Source organism: Singulisphaera photorubra (genome assembly GCF_045290345.1).
Lineage (GTDB): Bacteria > Planctomycetota > Planctomycetia > Isosphaerales > Isosphaeraceae > Singulisphaera.
In genome coordinates this window covers 8,166,525-8,189,537 of sequence record NZ_CP155447.1, presented here as the reverse complement: position 1 = coordinate 8,189,537, position 23,013 = coordinate 8,166,525, and the positions used below count along the sequence as shown (strand labels likewise).

At 63.0% G+C, this 23,013-nt stretch carries 19 protein-coding genes; 6 read left to right on the top strand and 13 right to left on the bottom strand.

What is annotated here, in order from left to right; translation table 11 throughout:
- Window positions 1-68: 68 nt before the first annotated feature.
- The 3 genes from V5E97_RS30820 to folD form a co-directional block, all read right to left on the bottom strand.
- A complete protein-coding gene (locus tag V5E97_RS30820; RefSeq protein WP_406695388.1) occupies window positions 69-902 on the bottom strand; it encodes a sugar phosphate isomerase/epimerase family protein in 834 nt (277 codons plus the stop codon).
- Between the two features lie 84 nt (window positions 903-986).
- Window positions 987-1,415, bottom strand: coding sequence for a hypothetical protein (locus V5E97_RS30815; protein WP_406695387.1), 429 nt, complete (start codon window positions 1,413-1,415; stop codon window positions 987-989).
- The gene (gene folD / locus V5E97_RS30810) at window positions 1,412-2,278 is read right to left on the bottom strand and encodes a bifunctional methylenetetrahydrofolate dehydrogenase/methenyltetrahydrofolate cyclohydrolase FolD (protein WP_406695386.1); all 867 of its coding nucleotides are present in this window, start codon (window positions 2,276-2,278) and stop codon (window positions 1,412-1,414) included. Before folD ends, V5E97_RS30815 begins: the two co-directional genes overlap by 4 nt.
- A 457-nt stretch (window positions 2,279-2,735) precedes the next feature.
- Between folD and V5E97_RS30805 the strand changes: the two genes are divergently transcribed.
- Window positions 2,736-3,878 carry an MATE family efflux transporter gene (locus V5E97_RS30805; protein ID WP_406695385.1) on the top strand — a complete coding sequence of 381 codons (1,143 nt, stop codon included), beginning with the start codon at window positions 2,736-2,738 and terminating at the stop codon, window positions 3,876-3,878.
- 119 nt (window positions 3,879-3,997) lie between these two features.
- Here the strand turns inward: V5E97_RS30805 and V5E97_RS30800 are convergent, their stop codons facing one another.
- Together V5E97_RS30800 and V5E97_RS30795 are read right to left on the bottom strand one after the other, a co-directional pair.
- Window positions 3,998-4,354 carry an STAS domain-containing protein gene (locus V5E97_RS30800; protein WP_406695384.1) on the bottom strand — a complete coding sequence of 119 codons (357 nt, stop codon included), beginning with the start codon at window positions 4,352-4,354 and terminating at the stop codon, window positions 3,998-4,000.
- Window positions 4,355-4,435: 81 nt separating this feature from the next.
- Complete coding sequence (locus V5E97_RS30795; protein ID WP_406695383.1) at window positions 4,436-4,927, bottom strand: STAS domain-containing protein; 492 nt, start codon at window positions 4,925-4,927, stop codon at window positions 4,436-4,438.
- A 464-nt stretch (window positions 4,928-5,391) separates the two neighbouring features.
- Here V5E97_RS30795 and V5E97_RS30790 point away from each other — a divergent pair, with 464 nt between their 5' ends.
- Window positions 5,392-6,384, top strand: coding sequence for a DUF1573 domain-containing protein (locus V5E97_RS30790; protein WP_406695382.1), 993 nt, complete (start codon window positions 5,392-5,394; stop codon window positions 6,382-6,384).
- Window positions 6,385-6,888: 504 nt separating this feature from the next.
- On the opposite strand, the gene V5E97_RS30785 is transcribed toward V5E97_RS30790, so the two are convergent.
- Window positions 6,889-7,251 (bottom strand): hypothetical protein, encoded by a 363-nt coding sequence (locus tag V5E97_RS30785; RefSeq protein ID WP_406695381.1) that lies wholly within the window; start codon window positions 7,249-7,251, stop codon window positions 6,889-6,891.
- An 893-nt stretch (window positions 7,252-8,144) separates the two neighbouring features.
- Here V5E97_RS30785 and V5E97_RS30780 point away from each other — a divergent pair.
- A complete protein-coding gene (locus V5E97_RS30780) occupies window positions 8,145-9,341 on the top strand; it encodes a glycosyltransferase (protein WP_406695380.1) in 1,197 nt (398 codons plus the stop codon).
- Between the two features lie 138 nt (window positions 9,342-9,479).
- Window positions 9,480-10,814: an MFS transporter gene (locus V5E97_RS30775; protein WP_406695379.1), complete on the top strand. Its 1,335-nt coding sequence runs from the start codon at window positions 9,480-9,482 to the stop codon at window positions 10,812-10,814.
- A gap of 345 nt (window positions 10,815-11,159) precedes the next feature.
- Here the strand turns inward: V5E97_RS30775 and V5E97_RS30770 are convergent, their stop codons facing one another.
- From V5E97_RS30770 to V5E97_RS30740, 7 genes are all read right to left on the bottom strand, one after another.
- The gene (locus V5E97_RS30770; RefSeq protein WP_406695378.1) at window positions 11,160-12,185 is read right to left on the bottom strand and encodes a DUF1559 family PulG-like putative transporter; all 1,026 of its coding nucleotides are present in this window, start codon (window positions 12,183-12,185) and stop codon (window positions 11,160-11,162) included.
- Complete coding sequence (locus V5E97_RS30765) at window positions 12,182-13,738, bottom strand: glycosyltransferase family 39 protein (RefSeq protein WP_406695377.1); 1,557 nt, start codon at window positions 13,736-13,738, stop codon at window positions 12,182-12,184. Before V5E97_RS30765 ends, V5E97_RS30770 begins: the two co-directional genes overlap by 4 nt.
- Window positions 13,735-14,091, bottom strand: coding sequence for a DUF1583 domain-containing protein (locus V5E97_RS30760; RefSeq protein WP_406695376.1), 357 nt, complete (start codon window positions 14,089-14,091; stop codon window positions 13,735-13,737). The genes V5E97_RS30765 and V5E97_RS30760 overlap by 4 nt, the downstream gene beginning before the upstream one ends.
- Window positions 14,088-15,803 (bottom strand): serine/threonine-protein kinase, encoded by a 1,716-nt coding sequence (locus V5E97_RS30755; protein WP_406695375.1) that lies wholly within the window; start codon window positions 15,801-15,803, stop codon window positions 14,088-14,090. The genes V5E97_RS30760 and V5E97_RS30755 overlap by 4 nt, the downstream gene beginning before the upstream one ends.
- A gap of 4 nt (window positions 15,804-15,807) precedes the next feature.
- A complete protein-coding gene (locus V5E97_RS30750; RefSeq protein WP_406695374.1) occupies window positions 15,808-16,380 on the bottom strand; it encodes a sigma-70 family RNA polymerase sigma factor in 573 nt (190 codons plus the stop codon).
- Between the two features lie 213 nt (window positions 16,381-16,593).
- The gene (locus V5E97_RS30745; RefSeq protein WP_406695373.1) at window positions 16,594-18,162 is read right to left on the bottom strand and encodes an ABC transporter permease/substrate-binding protein; all 1,569 of its coding nucleotides are present in this window, start codon (window positions 18,160-18,162) and stop codon (window positions 16,594-16,596) included.
- Complete coding sequence (locus tag V5E97_RS30740; protein WP_406695372.1) at window positions 18,159-18,944, bottom strand: ATP-binding cassette domain-containing protein; 786 nt, start codon at window positions 18,942-18,944, stop codon at window positions 18,159-18,161. Before V5E97_RS30740 ends, V5E97_RS30745 begins: the two co-directional genes overlap by 4 nt.
- Before the next feature lie 126 nt (window positions 18,945-19,070).
- Here V5E97_RS30740 and V5E97_RS30735 point away from each other — a divergent pair, with 126 nt between their 5' ends.
- Window positions 19,071-20,375 (top strand): hypothetical protein, encoded by a 1,305-nt coding sequence (locus tag V5E97_RS30735; protein WP_406695371.1) that lies wholly within the window; start codon window positions 19,071-19,073, stop codon window positions 20,373-20,375.
- 81 nt (window positions 20,376-20,456) lie between these two features.
- Window positions 20,457-22,841: a coiled-coil domain-containing protein gene (locus V5E97_RS30730; RefSeq protein WP_406695370.1), complete on the top strand. Its 2,385-nt coding sequence runs from the start codon at window positions 20,457-20,459 to the stop codon at window positions 22,839-22,841.
- Window positions 22,842-23,013 lie beyond the last annotated feature (172 nt).

Sequence of the window (23,013 nt, the reverse complement as noted above, 5' to 3'; positions counted from 1 at the left end):
CCGGGGGCCGAGTACGGCCTCCAGGCCTCCCAGATCGCTCGGCCTGTGAGGATCCGCCCGACGATCGATCAATGGGCGTAGGCTGCGTCCAGTGTCCGCTTCAGGGTCTCGATGCTCTGGCGGGCCGTTTCCACGGCACCTGGCGAGTAATCGAAGACCTCGACCGAGGCCCAACGATCGTAGCCGGAATCGACGAGGGCCTTCATGATCGGACCGAAGTCAACGTCTCCCATGCCGGGACCGCGAAGGTTCACATCCTGGGTATGAAAATGTCCGGCCTTGGCGGCGTGCTTGGTCAGGAGTTCGGGGACGGTTGCGTTCGTCTCGCCGCTCTGGGCCTTCACATCCATGTGAAGCTTGAAGTTCGGGTGAGCCACCCGATCGATCATCACGTTCGCCTGGTCGCAGGTGTTGAGGAAGTCGGTCTCGCTCGGCGCCAGCGGCTCGAGGCAAAGGTCGACTCCGAGATCGCCAATCTTCGGCATCGCTCGGCTGAGCACATCGACCGCGAACTCAAACGCCTGGTCGTACGAGATGCCCGGCAGCAAGTCGCGCTGTTTTGGGGAGCCGAGGACCATCAAGGTGCCGCCGAGGTCGCGGGTGGCCTCAGCCAGTTCCACGAAGTAGTCGGCCGTTCGATTCCGGACCGCGGCGTCGGGAGTCGTCAGATAAAAGCCCTCGGTCTTGGCCAGGAGCCAGTGGAGTCCGATCGTGCTCAGGCCCGAGTCTTCGATGATCGTTTTCAGTTCTCGCCGACGCTGCGCGGAGACGTCAGTGATCCGCGGAGCCAGGGTGAACGGCGCAATCTCGAGGCCTTCGTATCCGAGCGCCTTGACCGTCCGGCAAACCTCGGCGAAGTCCCATCCCTCGAAGAGTTCGTTGCAGATTCCCAGGCGGATCATGATAGAGGTCGCCTTCAAATTGAGGTGAAACGGGCGATGGCGATGCGGATCGTATTCTTCGCCCGAGACGGCCCCGGACGTGATTCAGAGTGTCAGATTGACACAGGTCATGATCGCAACGAACACGATCCCCGCATCGACGAGAACGAACCCCACCGCAGCCAGCCAGACGAGGACCCGAGCCGGCCATGGGCCCCAGCTCAAGACGAAACCCGCGATCGAAATGCACCCCAGCGCGACGAGGACCAACTCGTAGTGGGTATGACAGATCCATCCCAGGCGATAGATCAGACCCGGCCAGCCGGACAAATTTTCGGCCTGTGCCAAGCCTTCGGGCAAAAGCGTCGACCAGACCATGGGGACGAAACGCACGAGCAGTTGATAACCCAGGATCAGGGCCAGGGTCAAGTAGATCGCCGCCATCGGAAACCGCGAGCGGGGCCGCCGGACCTTCCGATCGAGTTGGTTCAGCAGCCGATCAAGCTTCCGGAGCGTCTCTTGTTGTTGGTTCATGGAAAGGCCAGGCGCGCGGCCTTCAACGTATTGCGTAAGAGCATGGCCACGGTCATCGGCCCGACGCCTCCGGGAACCGGCGTGATCAGCGAGGCAACCTCGGCCGCCCCTGGGTAATGGACGTCGCCGCAGAGGGAACCATCGGCCCGCCGGTTCATACCGACGTCGATGACGACGGCGCCCGGCTTGATCCAGTCAGCCCGGACCGCTTCAGGTCGGCCGATGGCGGCGATCAGGATATCGGCCCGGCGCGTCTCCGCGGCGGCATCACGAGTCGCCGTGTGGCAGATCGTCACCGTCGAGTCGCCGCCAATCCCTTTTTGAACGAGCAAGAGCGCCATCGGCTTGCCGACGATCTGCGAGCGGCCCAGGATCACGACATGAGCGCCTCGGGTCTCGACCTCATGGTGGACCAGCATCTCCTGAATCCCGAGGGGAGTGCAGGGGACGAAGCGGGGAATCCCGATGGTCAGCAGCCCGACGTTGATCGGGTGAAACCCATCCACATCTTTCAGCGGATTGATCCGCTCGATCACCGCACGCTCATTGATCTGCGGGGGGAGGGGCAGTTGAACGAGGATACCGTGCACGGCCGGATCGGCATTGAGGCGGTCGATGGTGGCGAGCAGGGTGGCTTCGGACGTGTCGGCGGCAAGCCGTTCGATGGTCCCGAGCATGCCGGCCGCTTCGCACGCGCTCTGTTTGTTGCGAACGTAGACCTGGCTTGCGGGATTCTCACCGACGAGGACGACCGTCAAGCCGGGAACCACCCCGTGCTCGGCCTTCAGCCGCGCTACCTCGGCCGCCACGTCCTTCCGGACTTTTTGCGCGAGGGCCTTACCATCCAGGATTCGAGCGGGCACGTGCGAACTCCTCCGATGCATGGGTTGTCCGAGTCGCTATCATAGCTCTTGGAGTCGAGTGCGGGAAACCCACCTACCGGCACCGAGGCCCAATCAATCCCCCGCGATTGGTCGGGAAAAACGTGACAGTCCGAATCTACGAACGCTCCACCGACGCTTGGCGCGTCCCGCTCGCCCGCATTTTTTTCTTAATTGGTGTGCGTCTCCCTAATCAAGGATCGTGATGGACGACGCCCTTCGCTGACGGTTCCCGGCTCCTCGATTGCACGCCAGGTGATCTGGCTGGCCGCCCCGGTGCTTGTTGAACAGTCGCTGCTCTACCTGGTCGGCCTGTCCGACACCCTGCTGACGGGGCGTTACCTCTCCCAAGAACATCTGGCCGCGGTGACGGTGTCGAGTTACCTCCTGGTTCCTCGGCAGCATCCTGACAATCGTCTCGGTCGGAGGAACTGCACTGGTGGCCCGGCTGATCGGCCAGGGCAAACGTGCCGAGGCCGCGCGAATCTGCCAGCAGTCGATCACGCTGGCTCTGGTCGTCGGCACCGCGACCTTTGCGATCGGCTGGTTGACCGCGCCGACGATCGTGTGGGCCTTGAACCTCACGGGGCTGGCGGCGACCAATGCCACCCTCTTCTTGAAGATCGTCCTGACGATCACTCCGCTCCTCGCCTGCACGACGGTCGGCGTTGCCTGTCTTCGCGGGGCAGGGGACACCAGGACCGGCATGTGGGTCATGATTCTGGTCAACGCGATCAATGTGGTGCTGAGTTGGTCGCTACTCCAGGGGTTCGGGCCGTTCCCGAAACTCGGGTTCGCCGGAATTGCGCTGGGGACGGCGATCGGCGAAGGCGTCGGGGGCTTGGTCGTTCTGGGCCTCTTGATTCGCGGGCGCTCGGGCATGAGTCTCGATTGGCGGGGAATCCTCCCGGTCTGGCACGAGATCCGCCGGATCCTCAGAATCAGCGTGCCGGCCGCGGGTGAGAGCCTGACCAACGTCATGTCCCAGCTCTGGTTCCTCAGCCTGATCAATCTGCTCGGAGCGACCGCTACCGCAGCGCACGGTGTGGCGATCCGCTGCGAGGCGATCGCCTTCCTGACAATCACGGCCTTCGCGGTCGCCGCGAGTACGCTCACGGGCCAATACCTGGGCGCGGGGCGTCCCGACCTCGCAAGTCGGGCCGCCCAGACAGCCTGGTGGCTCGGAGTCGCAGTTCTGTCCGCCCTGGGGGTTCTCATCTACGGCCTGGCCGGGCCGATGTTCTTCATCTTCACCGGCGGACGCCAGCCCGAAGTCGCGGCCCTGGGCGTGCCGGTCCTGCGAGTGGTGGCCTTCGCCATGCCCGCGCTGGCAACGATCAACGTGCTGAACGGCGCGCTCCGAGGCGCGGGGGATACCCGCTGGCCCTGGGTTTTCGTCGTGGTCGGATACCTGTTCGTGCGGATTCCGCTCACCTACCTGCTGACCACCCCCGAAGCTTCAGGAGGTCTCGGCTGGGGGCTCTACGGTGCCTGGGTCGCCATGCTCGCCGACCTCTGCGTTCGCGCGACCTTGGTCGCCGCGCGGTTTCTCCACGGCGGCTGGAGGCTGGTGCGGGTCTGAACCGGGCTCGGGTCGAGCCGCCCTCGAGCGGCCTCCCTCACGTGGCTGAGGCCCAGTCCCCCCGCGGCCCCCAGTCTCCCGGTTCGCTCCGCCTGTGATCCACCCGAATTTCCACCCGTTCAGAACGCCGCCAGCGAGGCGCGTTGATCGCGATCGATACTGAAAAGGCGATCGAGGTTCGAAGTCCGGAAGACCTGCTGCAGCACGGGGGAAAGCTCGCAGAGTCGGAATTTGCCGCGTGAGCCATCCACCCGACGCTGCAAAAGGATCAGCTTGCTCAGCAGCGAGCTCGAGATCAAGGCCACGTCGGAAAAGTCGAGCACCAGCCGAATTGGGGTGCCGTCATTGGGCAGAATGGCTGCAATCTGGTCCGCAACATCACGGACAGTCCGCTCGTCGAAGAGCTGCCGGTCGAGGAGTCGGACGACCTTCACGCTATCGATTTCCTGCACATCGATTCGAGGCGTGGACGTCATCTGGAAAAACCTCTATATAAACGAATAATCAGACCCATGGTCACCAGCGCAGGCTACGGCCGCGAGACACCGGTCCGCGAGTCAGGACAGCTTCCTCCGCCGACTTGCGCTAATCAAGCCATCTCCACCGCTTTTCCGGAGAGGGGCAGGGGCCACGGCGGGAGTAGTCGTCGAAGCGAGGGGGGCGGAAGCAGGATCGGGAGCCGGCAACGGTTCCTGACGGTTCGCCTCCACCAGCGCCGAGGCGCGGTCGGCCGAGAACGTGAACAGGGGATCGAGCTTGCTGACGCGAAACACCTCGAACACCGTCGGATCGACGTTGCAGAAGATGAGTCGTCCGCCGCGCTGCTTTGCCAGGCGGTGCATGGCCATGAAGTTGCCGAGAGCCGCCGAACCCGCATACCCAACGCCGAGAAGGTCGATGACCGCTTCGGGCCGCCCTTTCGAGGCGAGGTGGGACTCGTACAGCTTGCGTAACTCTTGAACAGGAGCCGGATCCAGTCGAAAACAATCCCAGAACTCAGCGACCAGGATCCCATCGACATTGTGAACTTCCACGGCGGGCTTGAGCATAGCAGAATATCCGCGGCGGTTTGCGTTCAGAGACGTGGGGGAAGCACGGAGAAAAGCCGTTTTTTTTGAAGAGAAGAGATTTGGTATCGTTGGTGAGAACGGTGGTCGCAATCGGCCCGACGGCCCCATGGACGAGAACGACGAGGAAACCGGCTCGAACGACGCCTCATAATCATCGTAACAGTTAGTACACGCCCTCACCAGCCTGACAATGAGAATCAGGGGGATTCGGGATGGGGTGGACGTGCAGGTAGTATCGTGGAAGCTCGGAGAAAAACGTCAGCTCGAAGTGACGAGGATCAGCGATGGGGATATGATAGCTTTCGAGCGAGCGCGGGGGTGGCGGCAGCGTCCCGAGGGACCCGGCCACGCCCCGCCAGCGGCCTGGCTGGTCAGGATTGGCTCGCAACGGAGATGCGGAGAGGCCGCTCAGTGATCTCGCCTATAAGAAGGGAATTGGCCCCATGCGTCGCGTTCCAATCCTCATGGCGGCCTGGGCTCTGCTTGCCGCCCATACCGTGGTTGCGCAGAGCTGGGTCGATACAGCGTTTCCAGAACGAGCCTTCGACTTCGGTACCGTCGCTCGAGGCTCGAAAATTCACCACACCTTCCGTCTGATCAATCGGACGGGATCTGAAATCCACATTGCGGACTGGCGGACCAAGTGCGGCTGCACCGAGGTGAAAGTCGGCGCCCGCGTGATCCCGACAGGCACTCAGACCTCCATCGAAGCGGTCATCGATACCACCAAGTTCGTTGGCCATAAGGCCTCGGGCCTGACCTTGATCATCGACCAGCCGAACTTCGTCGAGGTCGACCTCAACCTGAGCTGCTTCATCCGGGGTGACATCACGTTGATGCCCGGCCAAGTTGATTTTGGGACCGTGCAGCGCTCCGCCACACCAAAGATCAACCTGCTCTTGAGCTACGCGGGCGGCATGCCCAACTGGCAAGTGACCAAGATGAAGACGCAGAGCAATCACATCAAAGCGGAGCTCAAACCCACCGGGAGCACAATCGACGGACAGCAACAGTTTTCCCTGACTGCGTCCTTGTATCCCACCGTACCCAACGGCTACTTCAAGGATGAAATCCTCCTGGAAACCAATGACCCGAGCGGAGCGACCATTCCGGTCTCCGTCACGGCGAACGTGCAGACGGCCGTTGTCGTCTCTCCCTCAATCATCAACCTGGGACGGATGAAGCCTGGCACCACCGTCACCAAAAAAGTCCTCGTCCGGTCCGCCCAGCCGTTCAAGCTCACCACCCTCAAGGGAAACAAGGTCGAACTGTCGGGAACTCCGGACCCCGAAGGAGCACGCCCGCTCCATACCGTGGACATCACCTTCAAGGCTCCTGACCAAGCCGGTCCCTACAACGCGGTCTTCGAGATCGCGACCGACTTGAAGGACGAACCCCCGGCGACGCTCAGAACTTTCGCCACCATCGCTCCCTGAGGGATCTCCGGATCGGCTTGCAAAAGCGGATCGGAACCCTGATTGAGCTTTCCGCATGGAATCGTCAAAGAGCGATGGCAACGGGTCCGCAACGACCCAAGCCATCGCGACTCGATTTTGATGGACGCGGCGAGCGGGAACGAGAATCGTTTTCCCTCGCCGGCCGTCAACACTTCCTGCCCCTCCTCCCACCCCAAAAAATCCTCGCTCGAAAACGAGATCCCGTTTCGACACCGCGCTCGAAACCGCGATCGCATCTTCGCAATAGACAGGCGAGCGAAACCGATCCCCTTGCAACTACGGAACAGAACCCGCGGGCGGTGGCCATTGGCTGGCATCGCGTTTCGAAGCCTCGAGGATCGCAAGCGACTCGTTCGGCGCCTTCGAAATGCAAGACGGAGTCCTCACGCGGTGCGCAAGAACTCCGTCAAGGGATGGAAGGGTCAGGCTAAGGACACGATGACCTGAGGCTCCACGAGCTGCAAGTCAATCGGTCCAGCCAAATCAACGGCGGGCGGCGCAACTGCCGCCGGCGCAGCTCGAAACCGCGGTGGGATAGTAGTAGGAAGGATAGGCCGCGGCCTGAGGGGCAGCGATCGGCGCCTGGGGGGCGGCGACGGGGGCCTGGGGGGCGGCGACGGGGGCCTGAGGAGCCGCATAGGTCGGGTAAGCAGCCGGGGCGGTCGTGCCGCAAGCGGTCCCGGGCTGGCAAGCAGAGATCTGCGGCTGGGCGAAACGCTGCTGAGGGGCGAAGGCAGAGAAGCCCAGCGTCGGGCGACCGCAACGACTCGTCCCACACTGCTGACGACCACCGCCGAAAAGTCCGCTGGTCGCAGTGAGGGCGGTCAAAAGAATGATCTGATGCATCAGGCTAAACCCTTTCAGAAGGTGCGTAATCAATCGGTGAATGCGGAGTGGCTCCGCATCGGGTGCCTCGAGTCCCGCCGTTGGAACCCAAGACAGCAGGCATGATGGTTTGGCCGTCAGGACCGGTCGAAACCTGATCCCAAAACGGCGCGACCCTCGTCCATCCCAGACGCAGGTTGCCGCTCGGCGACACCTAACCCCCCTCATCCTTCCGGGTTTAGGTCGCTGCCACCAAGTCGGCCAAATTGTAGGTAGCGTGTGAGCACGCGCCTACAATAAATTCGGAGGTCTAGAGAAAATTTTCTGATTCCGAAGGCTCTTCTGAATACTCAAAATAGATCATCAAGTCAGCCGAGTCAGGCACGGTTCTGAACTCATGTCCCGTCCCTTGAACTCAATCGCGAAGTCGCGAGGAAAGGCCGAATCAACTCGGGCCAATCCCGAATCTCAAATGCATCTATCCCATGACACGCGTTTCGATGGGCCTCGTCATAGGTCGATACCCCGCGTGACCGGCACCCCAGCGAACCGCTCCGAAACGGCCCGCAGAGCATCCCGCGTCTGAATCCCAATTTTGAAGTTACGGATCATATCTTTCGAGGTTGCGCGGTTCAATCCCAAATCAATCGCAAAATATCCCGAATGTTGGAAAAACGCACCGCTTACGTGGGATGGATCCCCGGGCCTCTTGATCAACACTTCGCAGCGCGTGCATGCTTGACAACGAAGCAATAATTTTCATAAGCTGCCTGCGCTCGCGGGTCGGTCGACCTTCCAAACGGATCGATGGAGTCGATCTGACCCTCGGGTTGCACGGCCGTCGGCGCCCACCTTTTGCCGACTGGAGTAGGTGCGGACTGACGGAGTTCACGATCCGGACACCGAGAGCCACGATGGCCACGACTGACAGACAACTACGGCCCGGCCTCGATGCGAACCAGTACCGGCTTGCCCTCGCGGTGGCAGATGCGAATTGGTTTTCCACGGAGAACCTCTTTCGCGAGGTTGAGCAAGCGGGAGTGGCCACGCTGCTCCTCAAGTGCCACGACTATCGCAACGCCTGGAATCGCGGGCTTCGTCCCTGGAACTGGAACGCCCCCGTGATCGAGCGCGGCCCCCGGCTCTGGCAGCGCGAACTGGTGCTTCCCAGCGGTTGGATGAAGAAATTCCCCAGTTTGGGAATGAGACCCATCGGTCGAGCGACTCGACGCTGGCACCAGCGCCATGCCCCTGACGCCCGCCTTGCGTTGGTGATGACCTACCCCCACTACCTCTACCTCAGTGCCAGCCTCCGTCCCGACCTCCAGGTCTATTTCAACCTCGATGACTACAGTCTCTACTGGCCAAAACACGCGGATCAGATCAGGACATTAGAGCGCAAGGCGGTACGTGAATCCGACCTCACGATCTGTGTCTCCCGTGTCCGTGCCGAGGAGTTGAAGGCCGCCGTTCCCGAGGCCGCGGCCAAGATCCGGCATCTGCCGCATGGAGCTCCGACGGCATCGCTGGCCGAACACGCCTGGAAAGTGCCCGCCCCGGCCCCCGCCGACATCGCCTCACTCCCTCGCCCGCTCCTGGGCTTTGTGGGGACCATGGAAGACCGGCTCGACTGGAAACTTCTGACCCAACTGAGCGAGGCCATGCCCGAGGCGTCAATCGTCCTGATCGGACGAACGAGCGTTCAAGGGACCGACGCCTGGCAGGCCGACTACCAGCGTTGCCTGGCTCGGCCCAACGTCCACGCCCTGGGGTGGCGGGCCCAGGAATCGATCCACCTCTACAACCGCGCGTTCGACGTCTGCCTGATCCCCTATCAGACCGACCACCCCTTCAACATCGCCTGTAGTCCGACCAAGATCCTGGACTACATGGTGACTGGCCGGCCGATCGTTTCGACCGCCTTGCCCGAATGCCAGCTCTACCCTCACCTCCTTGAGGTTGCGGCCGACCCTGATGGCTTCATCGCCTCGGTCCGCGCGATCGTCGCGGCCAATTCCGATGACGGCCGGGCCGCGCTGCGATTCGACTGGGCTCGCACAAATACATGCCGTCATGTTGTCGACCGCCTGATCGACTGGCTCCCCGCCTGAGCGCCGCGACGAATTGACCGTCATCCCATCGCCTTGCGGCGATCGAACTGCTAAAGTTATTGGGTTTAAGCGTACGCAAGGCCATCAAGGCCTTCGTCAGTCCGTCCCCCATGATGAGACTCGCGAGAACTTCCCACGATGAATCAGGCCATTCGTACCAAACTCTCGATCATGATGTTTCTCGAGTATGTGATCTGGGGAGCGTGGCTCCCCTTGCTCGGCCTGTACCTCAGCAAGTACCTCAAGTTTGAAGGGGTACAGATCGCCTGGATTTTCAACGCCTTCGCGATCGCATCGCTGACCGGCATGTTCTTCGGCGGCCAGCTCGCCGACCGTTACTTCGCACAGGAACGGTTCCTCTCGTTCAGCCACTTGGTAGGTGGCCTGTCGATGTTGGCGCTCGCTTACACCAAGCAATTCTGGCCCTTCTTCGGGCTGATGCTGCTCCACTGCTTCTTCTACGTGCCGACGCTCTCGGTGACGAACGCAATCGCGTTCGCCAACCTGAAGGATGCCCAGAAAGACTTCGGACCGATCCGAGTCTGGGGGACGATTGGCTGGATCGCGGCGAGCTGGCCGTTCATCTTCATCCCGATCGACTGGGCCAAGGTACCAAGCATGGCCGCGGCGGGAGGATTCGTCTCCTGGCTGGGCAAAGCACTCTCCACGCCCAAAACCGGGCATCCGATGGAGGTGGCACTGACGAGCACGTTTATCGTCGCGGGGATCGCTTCCCTCGTTCTGGCCGCCTTCTGCTTGACGCTGCCTCATACCCCGCCAGCCAAGAATGAGGGATCGAAGTTCGCTCCGCTCGAGGCCCTCAAGCTCCTGGCGGTCCCGAGTATCCTGGTTCTCTTCGTGGTGACCCTGCTCGACTCGTTCATTCACTACTGCTACTTCTTCTGGACGAGCCCGTTCTTTTCGGCGATCGGTCTGGCCGAAAACTGGATCGCCCCGGCGATGAGCATCGGGCAGATTGCCGAGATTTCCACGATGGCCTACCTCGGCTTCTTCCTCAAGAAGCTCGGTTGGCGAACGACGATGATCTTTGGCATCCTCGGCCACGTGATCCGGTTCGGCATCTACGCGATCGGGACCAAGGATACGCTCTGGCTCGTCATCCTCAGTAACGTCGTCCACGGGTTCGCGTACGCCTTCTTCTTCGCCACGGTCTACATCTACGTCGACGAGCACTTTCCCAAGGACATCCGGACCAGCGCCCAGAGCATGTTCAACCTGCTGATCCTTGGCGTCGGGCCGTTCTTCGGCAACTTCCTCTGGGGTTGGCTCGGCGATCAGGTCACCACCGTCACGGCCACAGGGGAGAAGGTTGTGAACTTCAGCCAGCTCTTCTCGGTACCAGCCGCCCTCGGAATCGCATCGGCGATTCTGCTCGCGATTTTCTTCCATCCCAAGGAGAAGAAGGAAGTCGAATCGGCTGACCCGCTGGCCGAGCCGGTTCCCGCCACTTGAGCTACTGGGAGAGACAGTTAGTCTCACTCAAAACGCTCACTTGAGCCGGGAAGCATGGGAATCCTGGGTGCCACGGGTTCCGTACGCGGAACCCGTGCGCCACCAGCCCAAGGCTTCAGAAAGAGATGAATTGATCAACGCTTTACGATTGATCGACGGCCAGAATCCGATTTCTCCCGTAGAGTGGGCACTACCCACTATCCCTATCTCCTTGCCAAAGCAGAGGTTAAGATAGTGGGCCGTGCCTACCCTACGGGAATTGGTAGGCCTACGATGATGCCTTGGCCGATCGCGTTGACGTTCGGCGAAACTTTACTTTCCCTTTCACTGAGGGAAGTCGTTTCGTTAGTACGAATCACCCGAGATCATCTCACCCCCCGCGATCGTACCCAACCCCTTCCAGACGGCGGGATCGACCGCGTACTTGACGAATCGGACCGATCCGTCGCCCAGGAGTAAGCCGACGACTCCGTCGTGGCGACTGCTGGCGGTCATGGCCGCGCCGTTCCAGGTCACTCCATTCACGCAGGTCTTGCGGCCGGGGGGGAGGAGATGGTTATATCGCGTCCAGGACATATTGCCTTCCAGCCAGGTCAGACCCAGCGTCGCCGACGTTGGGTTATGGGGAAGTGCGGCGGCCTCGTCGTCGGTCAACTCGTCGCACCACGACCGGAACGTGGTCTCAGTCCAGGGCGCGGCCAGGCGGAACAAATCGGAAGTAAAGTCCATCCGCTCGAAATCGTCGTGACCACGCAAGCGTTCGGATGCCGCGGCCGTATTCGAGAGGCCATCGCTCACATCACCGGGCCGAATCTGAGTCGCCTGGCCAAATAAGCCATTCCCTGTGCGACCCGACCACGAACTGCCGTTACACGACCGGTAATTCACCTGGCCCCAGGGCCGGGAACTCATCCTGTTGAAGTCGGACGGGCAGATAAAAACGTCGACCCAAATCTGGGCAACGGTCTCATTCGGTCCCTGGCCAGTCTTCGCGACCGGATCACCCGTCGCGTCGGGATAGAATGGAGCGACATTGAAATTAAGTTGGTCGAACAGCGTCGACCTCTCGATATAGGGAAGCAGTTGCGAGTGGAGTGAGAACCGCCGGTTGCCCGTCGAGGCATACGTCGGGAGGAGCTTGTCGGCATCCGCGCCAACGCCGAACGGGTAGACGCCGCATAGACTTTGATAATTGGCCAAACCGATTCCCAACTGCTTCAAATTGTTCTGACACTGGATCCGCCTCGCCGCCTCGCGTGCCCTCTGGACGGCTGGGATCAGCAGTGCGACCAACACGCCGATCACCGCAGCGACAACGAGCAGTTCAAGCAACGTGAACGCCTTTTGTCTCACAGTCACGGTCATGGTCATTGCCCCGGCCTTTCCTGAACGGACGGTCGATTCGGGATCACAAACCGGTGAACGTACAAGTGCCTGTGTAAAGATTGGTAATAGCGGAACACATGCTGCCGCGATAACACGGCACCAGCCAACACCGGCTGCTCCCCAGGAACTGGGTCGGTGCCGATGACCCAGACGCCGCGTCCCAGCGCCTGTTGCAACCGGTCGGGAGAGATCAGGTCCGCGGGCCTGATGAGGTGACTGCCCCAGAACAACGGCCCCGAATCCAGAAGGCGGAGGGTGGCCCGGTCACTGACGTAGTACTTGGCGGGAACATACTGATGATGGCTGAATGTGACGATCATTTCACCGTCGCGACGCTCGGCCAGGATCGTCGCGACAGCCTGACGTACTCCTCCCCCATTCGGGATGTCGAGGTAGTTCCAGAAGACGGCATTCGCACCGACCAGGACCCCGAAAAGCAGAGTGACCAGGACGGCCCGCAAGACGCTTGACCTTCGCGTGAGCTTCCAGACCGCCAAGGCGACGGCGGTTAGCAAGAAGAGGTGAGCGAACCGGAAGTATCGGGCTATCCAGATCGGCTGGATTGTCGAAACGGCCGCGGCCAGAAGCAACGGGAGCACGGCCGATGCCAACACCAGGTTGTCGCCGCGCCGACCGCGAACCGCAACGATGAGACAAGAGATCAGGACGACGGCACAAACGAGCTGGCCCCCGAAAAGGAAGTCGAAGCCGTGCGTCGGAACCAGGAACTCGCTGAAGGTTCCCCAGAACGTCCGCCAGCGTAGCTCGGGAATCCAGTACTCTTGCTGGACCCGGCCGGTCTGTCCCCGCAGGAGGACGAGGCCCGGAAGATAGACCACCGCAACGATGACGGCGACCGCGGCCCCATTCGCGGCGACCGCCCGCGCCTCGGACAGCGAGCCCAGACTGAACAGCCAAACCAGGTAAAGCGCAAAAAAGACAGCTTGCGCGATCACCGAGAAGAGACCGTAGTGGTGCGAGTAGAGGAGGCCGACGACGCTCGCGCCGTAGGCCCACCAAAGCCCGCGAGGGCCTCGTTCACGTAGGAGGAGCAGGAGAAGCCAGTTGCTGACGGCAGTCAGAGCGGTGCCCAGTGCGTACATCCGGGCCTCGATCGAACCGAACACCTGGAACGGGGCGACCGCGACGAGACCAGCCACCATCAACCCGAATTGCCTGCCGCCGGATTCCCGGTCGTCCCCCGACGCTGAAACGCGATAGAGCTCACGGGCGAACCGATCCATCCCGGACACCGTGAGCAGCCCGAAAGTGATCGAAAACCCGCGAAGTGCCGCGACGGACTCGCCCCAAACCGTCATCCAGGCTTTCAAAAGGACATAGTAGAGCGGCATATGAACGTTCAAGCGAACGCTCTGCCACAGTTCCGAGAGCGGAAACTTCGCCGTCTGCCAGGACGACGCCTCGTCGTACCAGAGACTGCGTTCCGTCAAGTAAGGGAGCCGCAGCGCCAGGGCAACCGCCAACACAGCGAGCAGTCCCAACCCCCCGCCGCCCTGTGCCGGTCGCGGTCTCGTCATCCGACCTCCTGCGCTTGCCGCGTCCGCCTTGCCGCCCACCGAACGCCCGCGGCGAGGGCCGCCACGACGACCACCCCCACCCCCGCGACCCACCACGGCGACCGTTTCGGAGGTACGGGGCTTGCCGTCCAACCCGGCAACAATTCAGCGCGGATGGTCAGATCCTTCAGGAGAAGATCGAGCGCGATGGGAGAATCGTGAGTCTGGGCGAAGAACCGCACGCGATCGAAATCCTTGGTGGTGAACTCCAACTGTTCGATTTCGCGAAAGCGGTCGCTCTCCCCTTCAGCCACGAGGTAGTGCACCTGCGATCCGACGCGGAGGATCCGGAATTGGCCCCGCTTCGCCGTCATCGGGTTCTTGTGATTGTCGCGATAGGGCTTGTGATCCGCCTTCTCTGCCGCGGAGCGCCGACCACGGGCACGGTTCCATCCTTAGGCACCCAGCGATACATGGAGACGAAATTACTCCATCCATCCACCGTGCGGAGATAGAGCTCGGGTCCGGAACCAATACCGTCGGTGGTCTTCTCGGCGGAGAGGACCTCGAACGTCGTCGTGATCTCGCAGTCACCATGAATCCCGAACTTGGTAAAGATGCCAGCCCCACGACTCGCCAGCTTCGTGGGGATCGCAATTCGGAGCCCGCGGGGATCGGCCTTCACCCGCAACGCGCCCGTGTCGGTGGGCTCGATCAGCAGCCAGCGGTGGTCGTAGCGTTCGTTCCGGAAATCGAAGTGATATTCCTGCTTGAGCCGGGCGGGATTGAGCAGGGCCGAGGTCGCTGCGGGGGGGACCGAGCGGAGGCCGCCCGGAGATGACCGCAACGCCCACCAGGTCCCCGCCGACGAGGTCAAGGCCACGAGCGCGGCCAACAGCGGAACAGGCAACAAGCGGCGGGTCACTCGCCACGCCTCGATCCGGCGCGAACGGCGACGGGTACGGCGGGCCCAGGGGTGGGTGACGAAGGGGAGTGAGGGATCCTGCACCCGGGCGAGGTGCCGGCCGAGCAGGTCGGCAACTTCGTCGGCCGACTGGAATCGGTCGGCCGGATCTTTGGCATGGAGCCGCTCGACGATCTCGACCAGCCACGACGGGATGTCAGGGTTCAGCTCCTCGATCGGAACGGGTCGGCCGTCGCAGACCCGGCGGATCACTTCGAGCGTCGAGTCGCCCCGGAACGCCGCGCAGCCGGTGGCCATCGCATAGAGGACGCTTCCCAGGCTGAAGAGATCGGCGCGGCGGTCAAGTCGGTCGCCGCGGCCCTGCTCGGGGGCCATATAGGTCGGAGTCCCGGCCAAGGCGCCGTGCTGTGTGAGCCGGGTGTCGTCGACCGCCCGGGCGAGACCGAAGTCGGTAATCTTGACCCGAGCCAGTTCGTTTTCGAGCATGATGTTGCCAGGCTTGATGTCGCGGTGGATCAGCCCCTGCGCGTGCGCCGCGGCCAGCCCCGTGGCGACCTGAGCGCCAATCCGGAGCAGTTCTTTGAGCTCCAGTGGGCCCGACTCCGCGAGCCGTTGCTGGAGCGAGGCGCCGGTCACATACTCCATAACCAGGAAGGGCCGGGCCTGCCATTCACCGACGGCATGGATCGTGATCACATGTGGGTGGCTGACCGCCGCCGCGGCACGCGCCTCGCGGGTGAACCGCCGCCGCGCGCCGGCGTCGGACGACCATTGGGGGGCGAGCACCTTGATCGCGACGTACCGGTTCAAGCCCCCGTCGAACGCCTTGAACACCACGCCCATTCCCCCTTGACCAAGCGGCTCGATGACTTCGTACTCGCCAAGTCGGCCCAGGTTGTCGGGATGGTCGGGGGGCGCCAGCCAATCGAACGACCACTCCTCATCGGTCGTCGCCGCGATCTCGCGGAGCGGTGCGGCGATCGCCTCGATGGCATCACGGTCGGCGAAGAAGTCGGACAGCTCGTCGAAAAACTCGGGGTAGCGAACGAGCCAACGCCGGCGATCGATCGCCTCGACGCCCTCGGATTCAGCCTCGTCGAGGATGCCGGCGATGACCTGATCGAGCCGTTCTTCTCGGTCACCAACGCGATCGTCGCGCATAGGTTCACCTCTGACCGTTGGGGTCGAGCCGCTGGCGGAGGCCACGCAGCCCACGTCTCAGCAAGCCCGCCACGGCTGCCTTGCTCCGCCCGAGCTGGAGGCCCACGTCAGCCACGGAATATCCGCCCAGGTGATGCAATTCGACGGCCTGACGCTGATCCTCGGGCATGGCGGCGAGCGCCTCGGCCAGAAGGACGAGTTGTTCCTGCCGGAGCGCCTGCTGGCTCGGTGACGACTGCTCGGTCGCCAGCCAGTGCTCCAGACGCGTGGAGGTCTCATCAAGCGCCGTCAGCAGTGAACGCTCTAATTTCACATTGCGCTTGCCCCGGCTGTAACGTTTGACCTCATCGGCCGTCGTCGTCGCGAAGACCTTCCTCAGCCAGGCCGCGCGTTCCCAGTCCTGGGTCCCTTGAAACTGGTCGAGCGATTGATGCGCCCGAAGGAGGGTGAGCTGCACCAGATCGGACGGGTCGAGCTTCCCCTGAAGCCGCCGGCTCACACTCAGCCGGGCGAGGAGGTGCAAATAGTCCCGGTAGCGCTCCAGGAGCGAATGGTTCGTTTCGGTCCGCTCTCCCACGATCGTCACCTCCTTCTCATGGAAAGACGACAATCCCGCGCGGGAGGACCGCGATTCCTTCCTGATTTCAGAGTGGCCCTCGGAAAACGGGCGACGCGCATCGCGAGCCAAGCGAAGTGCGGCCGCCCCGATCTCCTCGATTCCAGGAGGCGCGGGATCCGCGAACCGGGGGAGCAGATGCTCTCGATGCGACTCCGGATGCGGCGAGGAGCGTCAACCAGCCGTCGGTAACAGTCCCTTCGAGCGAAGAAACTCGCGAGCGACTTCCGCCGGGTCGCGACGCTTGACGTCGATCTCCTGGTTCAGTCGGCGCATCGTCGATGCGTCGATCTTGCCCGCGAGGTCGTCGAGGGCTTCGCGAAGCCGGGTATCCTTCCGGAGCGCCTCGTTGCGGACGAGCGGGACCGCCTCGTATGGAGGGAAGTAGCGGCGATCATCCTTGAGCGAAACCAGGTCGAACGCCGAGATCCGACCGTCGGTGGAGTCACCCGCGGCCAGGTCGATCGAGCCCTGCGCGACCGCCTGGTAGAGCAGGTTGCGATCCATCTCACGGGGAGGAATCGTGAAGTCGAGTTCATAAGCCTTGATCAGCCCCGGATAGCCATCAGGGCGGTTCATGAACTCGGGTCCGAAGCCCGGCCTGATGGTCCCAAGGTGTCGGCGCAGGTCCGAGATCGATCGGATCCCCAGCGACTCGGCCTGCTCGCGGCGCATCAGCAAGGCGAACGTGTTCTCAAAGCCGAACGGTGTGAGGGTCGCGATCCCATCGCGGTCGGCCAGGATGGCACGCACGCGTTTCAGAACGATTTCCGGATCATTCTGAGGCGGTTCCTTGAGGATCGTCATCAGCGCGGTCCCCGTGTACTCCACGTAGGCATCGAGCCCCCCCTGGCTCAGCGCGTTGTAGCAGACGAGCGTCCCCCCCAGGTTGAAGCGACGATCCACCGTGAGCTCGGTGCGTGCTTCTACAAGGTCGGCGAGCATGTGCCCCAGCAGGATCATCTCGCTGCCGTCCTTCGAGCCGATCACGACCGTCGTGGAGCGTGAGTGAGCTGCCGCTCGGTCACTCGCCCATCCCCAGGCGGCGATGCCGAGCAAAGCGAGGATCGCCGCTGAGGCGACCACGGTGCGGAAGCGTGAACGGCGGGGACGGGACGGGTCGAGCGCGTGCTCAACCTCGCCGAGCGACGCGTCGCAGGCCAGCGCCAGGAGCGCCGCGGGGATCGAGCCGAGCAGGATCAACCGGGAGTCGGAGAGCGAGACGCCCCGGAAGATGTAACTCCCAAGTCCCTTCGCCCCGATGGCGGCGGCGATGGTCGCCATCCCAACGGATGCGACGGTGGCGACTCGAACGCCTCCCAGCAGAATCGGAACGGCGAGCGGGAGCTCGACGATTCGGAGTCGCTGCCAGGAGGTCATCCCCAGTCCGAGGGCCGCTTCGGCCACGTCTCGAGGAATACTCCTCAGCCCCAGGATTGTATTCTTGATAATCGGCAGAAGTGCATACACCACCAACGCCGCGCGGGCGGGGGGCTTGCCGATCTGACCTCGAAAAACGATCAGGAGGAACCCGAGCAAGGCGAGGCTGGGGACGGTCTGAAGTACGTTGGCCAGGCCGACGATCATCCGTTCGGCTGCGCGCGATCGCATGGCCAGGATCCCGAGCGGCACCCCGATCAAGACGGCGAGAACAAGGGCCTCCATCACCAGATCGAGATGAGCGGCCGTGGCCTCGGCGAGTTGCCAGCGCTCAGACCAGGCCAGGTCTAGCAGACCGCTCATGTCGACTCTCCCGACGCGACCTCGATCACCGATTCGGCGTCGCTAAAGAAGTTGCGGACGAACTCATTGGCCGGTCGCCGGATCAGGTCAAGGGGTGTGCCTGATTGGATCAAGGTCCCGTGATCGATGATCGCAAGCCGATCGGCGACCCGGCAGGCTTCGCGAATGTCATGGGTGACGAAGACGACCGCCTTCCGGAGGCGAAGGCGAAGCCGGCGAAACTCGTCCTGAAGCTCTCGCCGAGTGATCGGGTCGAGAGCACCGAACGGCTCGTCCATGAGGATCAGGTCCGGGTCCCCCATCAGGGCGCGAGCCACCCCGACACGCTGCCTCTGGCCGCCGCTGAGTTGATGGGGCATCAGCGTGGCGAACCGATCCGGTTCGAGCCCAACAAGCTCGAGCCGTTCCCGAGCCTCCCGGTCGCGGTCCTGGCGGGGGCGACCTTGTAGGCGAAGCGGCAGACCCACATTTTTCAAGATATTCATATGCGGCATCAAACCGACTTCCTGGATCACGTAGCCCAGTGACCTTCGCAAGGCAATCGGATCCCAATCGCGTGTGGGAATGCCCCGAACCAGGACGTCGCCCGCCGTGGGGTCGAGCAGCCGGTTGACCATCTTCAAAAGGGTCGTCTTTCCCGAGCCACTCGTTCCCAGAATGGCGAGGCATTCGTCAGGCGCAACGGTGAGGTCGACACCGCGAAGGGCTTCGGGGCCATCGGGATAGGATTTGCGAACCTGACGCCAGGCAACGGCCGGAGAGGTGGTGGAATTCGATATCACGTGCGGACCTGTCGGTTGGACGCGGCGGACGGTTAGACCGTATCACGGCCGGTGCGATTTCGATACATTGCTCAAGCCCGTGACCTAAAACCTCAATGCCGAGATCGTTGATTCGGAGCACCCGCTATGCTCGCCTTCCACCTCGCCACGTTCAAGGTCGATGCGACCCCGCCCAACGGCCATTCCTTATGCGGTGGCTGGATCAAGCCGGTCGTCGGAGTGGATGACCCGCTCTGGTTGCGCGGCGTGGTCTTGCAAGGTGCGGGGCTGCCCATCGTGCTGGCCTCGTTGGACTGGACCGGCGTGATGGACGAGTCGCACAGGCTCTGGACCGAGGCGCTCGCCGAGGCCGCACACACGACGCCCGACCGCGTGGCGCTGCACTGCGTCCACCAGCACAACGCTCCGTTTATCGACCGTGAAGGGAACGCCTTGCTCCGCAAGGCCAACGCCACACCCCTGTTGTACGATGAGGCGTTCGTCGACGGCCTCGTGAAACAGGCTGCGGCCGTGGTCCGAGAGTCGCTGACCACCGCCAAGCCGGTCACCCACATTCGGGCCGGACAGGCCGAGGTTCTTGAAGTGGCCTCGAACCGCCGCGTCATCGGGCCCGACGGCAAGATCCGCTTCACTCGCGGCAGCGCCACACCCAACCCCGAGGCCCGCGCCGAGCCGGTGGGAACGATTGACCCGATCCTCAAGTCGGTCGGTTTCTTCCAGGGAGATCGCCCCCTGGCTCGGCTCTATTATTACACCACTCACCCGATGAGCTACTACGGTGACGGACGCGTCTCGAGCGACTTCGCCGGCTTGGCCCGACAAAAACGGGGCGCCGATGAACCGGACACGTTTCACGTTTACTTCACCGGCGCGGCAGGCAACGTCACCGCGGGCAAATACAACGACGGGAACCACGCCAACCGTGAGATCCTCGCCAACCGGATCCATACCGCGATGAAAGCGGCCGATGCGCACGCTCAGGATCGAGCGCGCCCGCTCGACTCGGCCGAATGGGTCACCTCGCCCTTCCGCTTCGCCGCGCGATCCGACCTCGACCTCGACAAGCTCAAGGCGATCGTTGCCAATCCCAAAGAGACCGTCGTCAACCGGAACCGGATGGCCATGAGCTGCGGCTGGCTGATGCGAGTGGCATCGCGACGCCCGATCCTCCTCTCAAAGCTCGAACTCGCAGGCGTGACCCTGTTGCACCTGCCGGCGGAAACCTTCGTGGAATACCAGCTCGGCGCCCAGCTCGAGCGTCCCGACACGCTTCTGGCCACCGCCGCCTACGGTGACGGGGGACCTTGGTACATCCCCTTGGAAAAATCATTCGCCGAAGGTGGCTACGAACCCTCGGTGGCTGGCGTGGCGATCACGTCCGAGACCCCCTACCGGAAGGCCATCAGCGACCTGCTCAAGAAGCAGGCGTGACTCGTCGCGTACAATTAGCAATCAAAGGGGAGCGGATCGCCCCCCGCTCCTCTTCTGCCATCCCTTCTTCAAGGATGGGTCATGCAACGACGCGGCACTTCTCCGGCGGTTTTCCTCGTGGCCTGGGCACTCTTCGTCGGGGGCGGCTTGCCATCGGGCAAGGCCGACGATGAACTGGAGAAACATCTGGCGTCGCTGCGAAGCCAGGTCGATAACCACGCGCTCGACCTCGAGAAACGCGAGCAATTCGTACTCGAGATGGCGGCCACACTCGACCGGGCGGCTCAGTCGGCGGCGACGGCTCAGGAACGTCGAAAGCACTGGACCGAAGCGATCAACCTCATCGATCGGTTCGATTCGGAAAACCCGGCGCATCCGCAAGCGAGCAAGTTCCGGTTTCAGTCCGCGGTTTACCTCTGGGCACGCGGGCGACTCTGGGCCGACCAGCAGGAACTCGCGCCCAGTGATCATGAGGCTCGAGATTCCGCGATCGAGAATCTCGACGTGGCGATCTCTCGGTTCCAAGGCCTCAACCGTACGCTGCCCGCGGACGATAAGGTGCTCTCCCAGAACGTTCGATTTCGGCTGGCGCAAGCGCTGGCCGACCGGGCAAGACTCGACCCTGAAGACTCGGAGACGCGAAGCACGCGGCTCCGTGAGGCCGCACAGGCCCTCGAGAAGCCGATCGACGAGCCCGTTCTCGTCGGATTTGCGTCCTTGCTCCGTGCCGATATCCTCGCGAAGCTCGGCGACGAGCGGGGGGCGAAATCGGCACTCGTGGCCGCGGAAAAAGCGACACCTCCACCTGCGCCAGAAGCTCTCTTGGAGGCGAAGGTCGGGATCGAGACGGCCGGCAAGCGGTTCGACCAGGCGATCAAGGCCATCGAGCACTCCACCGTGTCCGCGTCGGGAAAAGCGTTGCTAACCCTACGGGTTCGCCTGAACCAGCGAGCACGGATGGCTCCCGGCTCGGCCCGTAGCGCAGTCGAAAAAAGCCTGTTCCAGGCCATGCTCCCGGTGCAAGATTCGTCGACCGCGGAGGCAAAGCTGGCGTTGCTCGAACTGGCCAGAGCAATCCAAGAACCCGACGACACTCAGGACCCGAGCGCGTGGGACGTCCTGGCTGAGGCCACGATCGCCACGGGGGACCTCGTCCGTGCCAGCAACCTGGATGCAAAAGGGGCCGATCTCGCTGATGCGGCGGGCCAACCCGACAAGGCCGCCAAGCTCCGGCTCCGCGCGGGGGCTTCGCTCTTCCAGGTCGGGAAATTCCTCGAAGCCGACGCCGTCCTGACTCGGGTCGCCGACGATCGCCAGGCCGGCGACTCACGCGCCAAAGCCGGTCTCCTCCGGATCATGGCCCGCGCTCGAGCATTGGCGACAAAACTACCAGGAGCCTCCCAGGCGAAGTACACCGCGGCTCTGGAGTCGCAGATTCGCGAGTTCCCCAACGACTCCTCGGCAAACGAAGCGCGCTGGCTGCTGGGCAAGTATCGGCTGGCCTCGTCCAAGCCGGAGGACGCCCGATCGCTCTGGTCGGACATCCCGCCCGCCGATCCCCGCTGGCTCGACGCAAGACTGGCCGTCGCCACGCTTCGACAAGCGGCGCTCGATACCCAGCGGATCAGCAACGATCGAACACTTGTCCGGCAGCGTTATACGGAAGCTCGTTCCTTTCTGAACGCAAGCTACACCCAATGCCAGAACGACACCCAGCGTGCCGCGATCAACCTCGCCCTGGTCCGGTTGGAACTCACCCCCGAGGTCGGTCAAGCAGATGAGGCCCGACGGCTCTGTGATTCGATTCAGAGGTCGGCGAGCCAGGCCGAGCAGAGAGATCGGGCCCGTCGGCTCCAAATGATCGCGGTCGCCGAACTCAACCACTTTCTCGAGGCCGAGCAAGCCGCACGTGCCGAACTCAAACTGAGTCAGCCGGCCGACTTGCTCGAGACCGCGCGATTGATCGACCTCGTGGCGTCGGAGTCGTCATCGGACCTCCGAGTGCGCCGGTTTGGACTGATCAACCGGCTGCTGCTCGCTGGGATCCTCGAACGCCAAGGGGAGCTTTCTCAGGCCCAGCTCCGCGAAGCCAAACTGCGCCAAACGCGGGCCTGGCTCTTTATTGGCGACGAGGCCCGGGCCCGCGCCTCGATTACGGCGGAGTGGGGCACCCCACCCTCACTCGACGACCGGATTCTCAAAGACATGGCCGACACCTACATCCGCCTCGGCGCCTTCGACCTCGCCGCGGACGTCCAACGGCTCCGCTCGCGAAACGCCGTGACAGGTTCCCCCGCCTGGTTCGAGTCCCGCTATGGCGTGGCCCTGGCGAACTACCGAGCCGGCAAGAACCAAGAGGCCGCCAAGCTCATCGATGCCACGGCCATCCTCCACCCTGAACTCGGCGGGGGCGACCTCCACGATAAGTTCGTCCACCTCCGCGCGCGACTCAACCCCGAGCAATAAGGACCCCGCCCCGGTGCGTCTGACACGGCTCGGTTCCTCAGACCGCAGGCACCCCGGATTCCTGGTTTGCTGGGAAAAGGAGCGGTCTCAGTCCGCCGACCACCACCTAAGAACGACGGAAGCCCGCTCTCCTGACGGAGTGCGGGCTTCGTGTCGGCGATGGATGCGGACG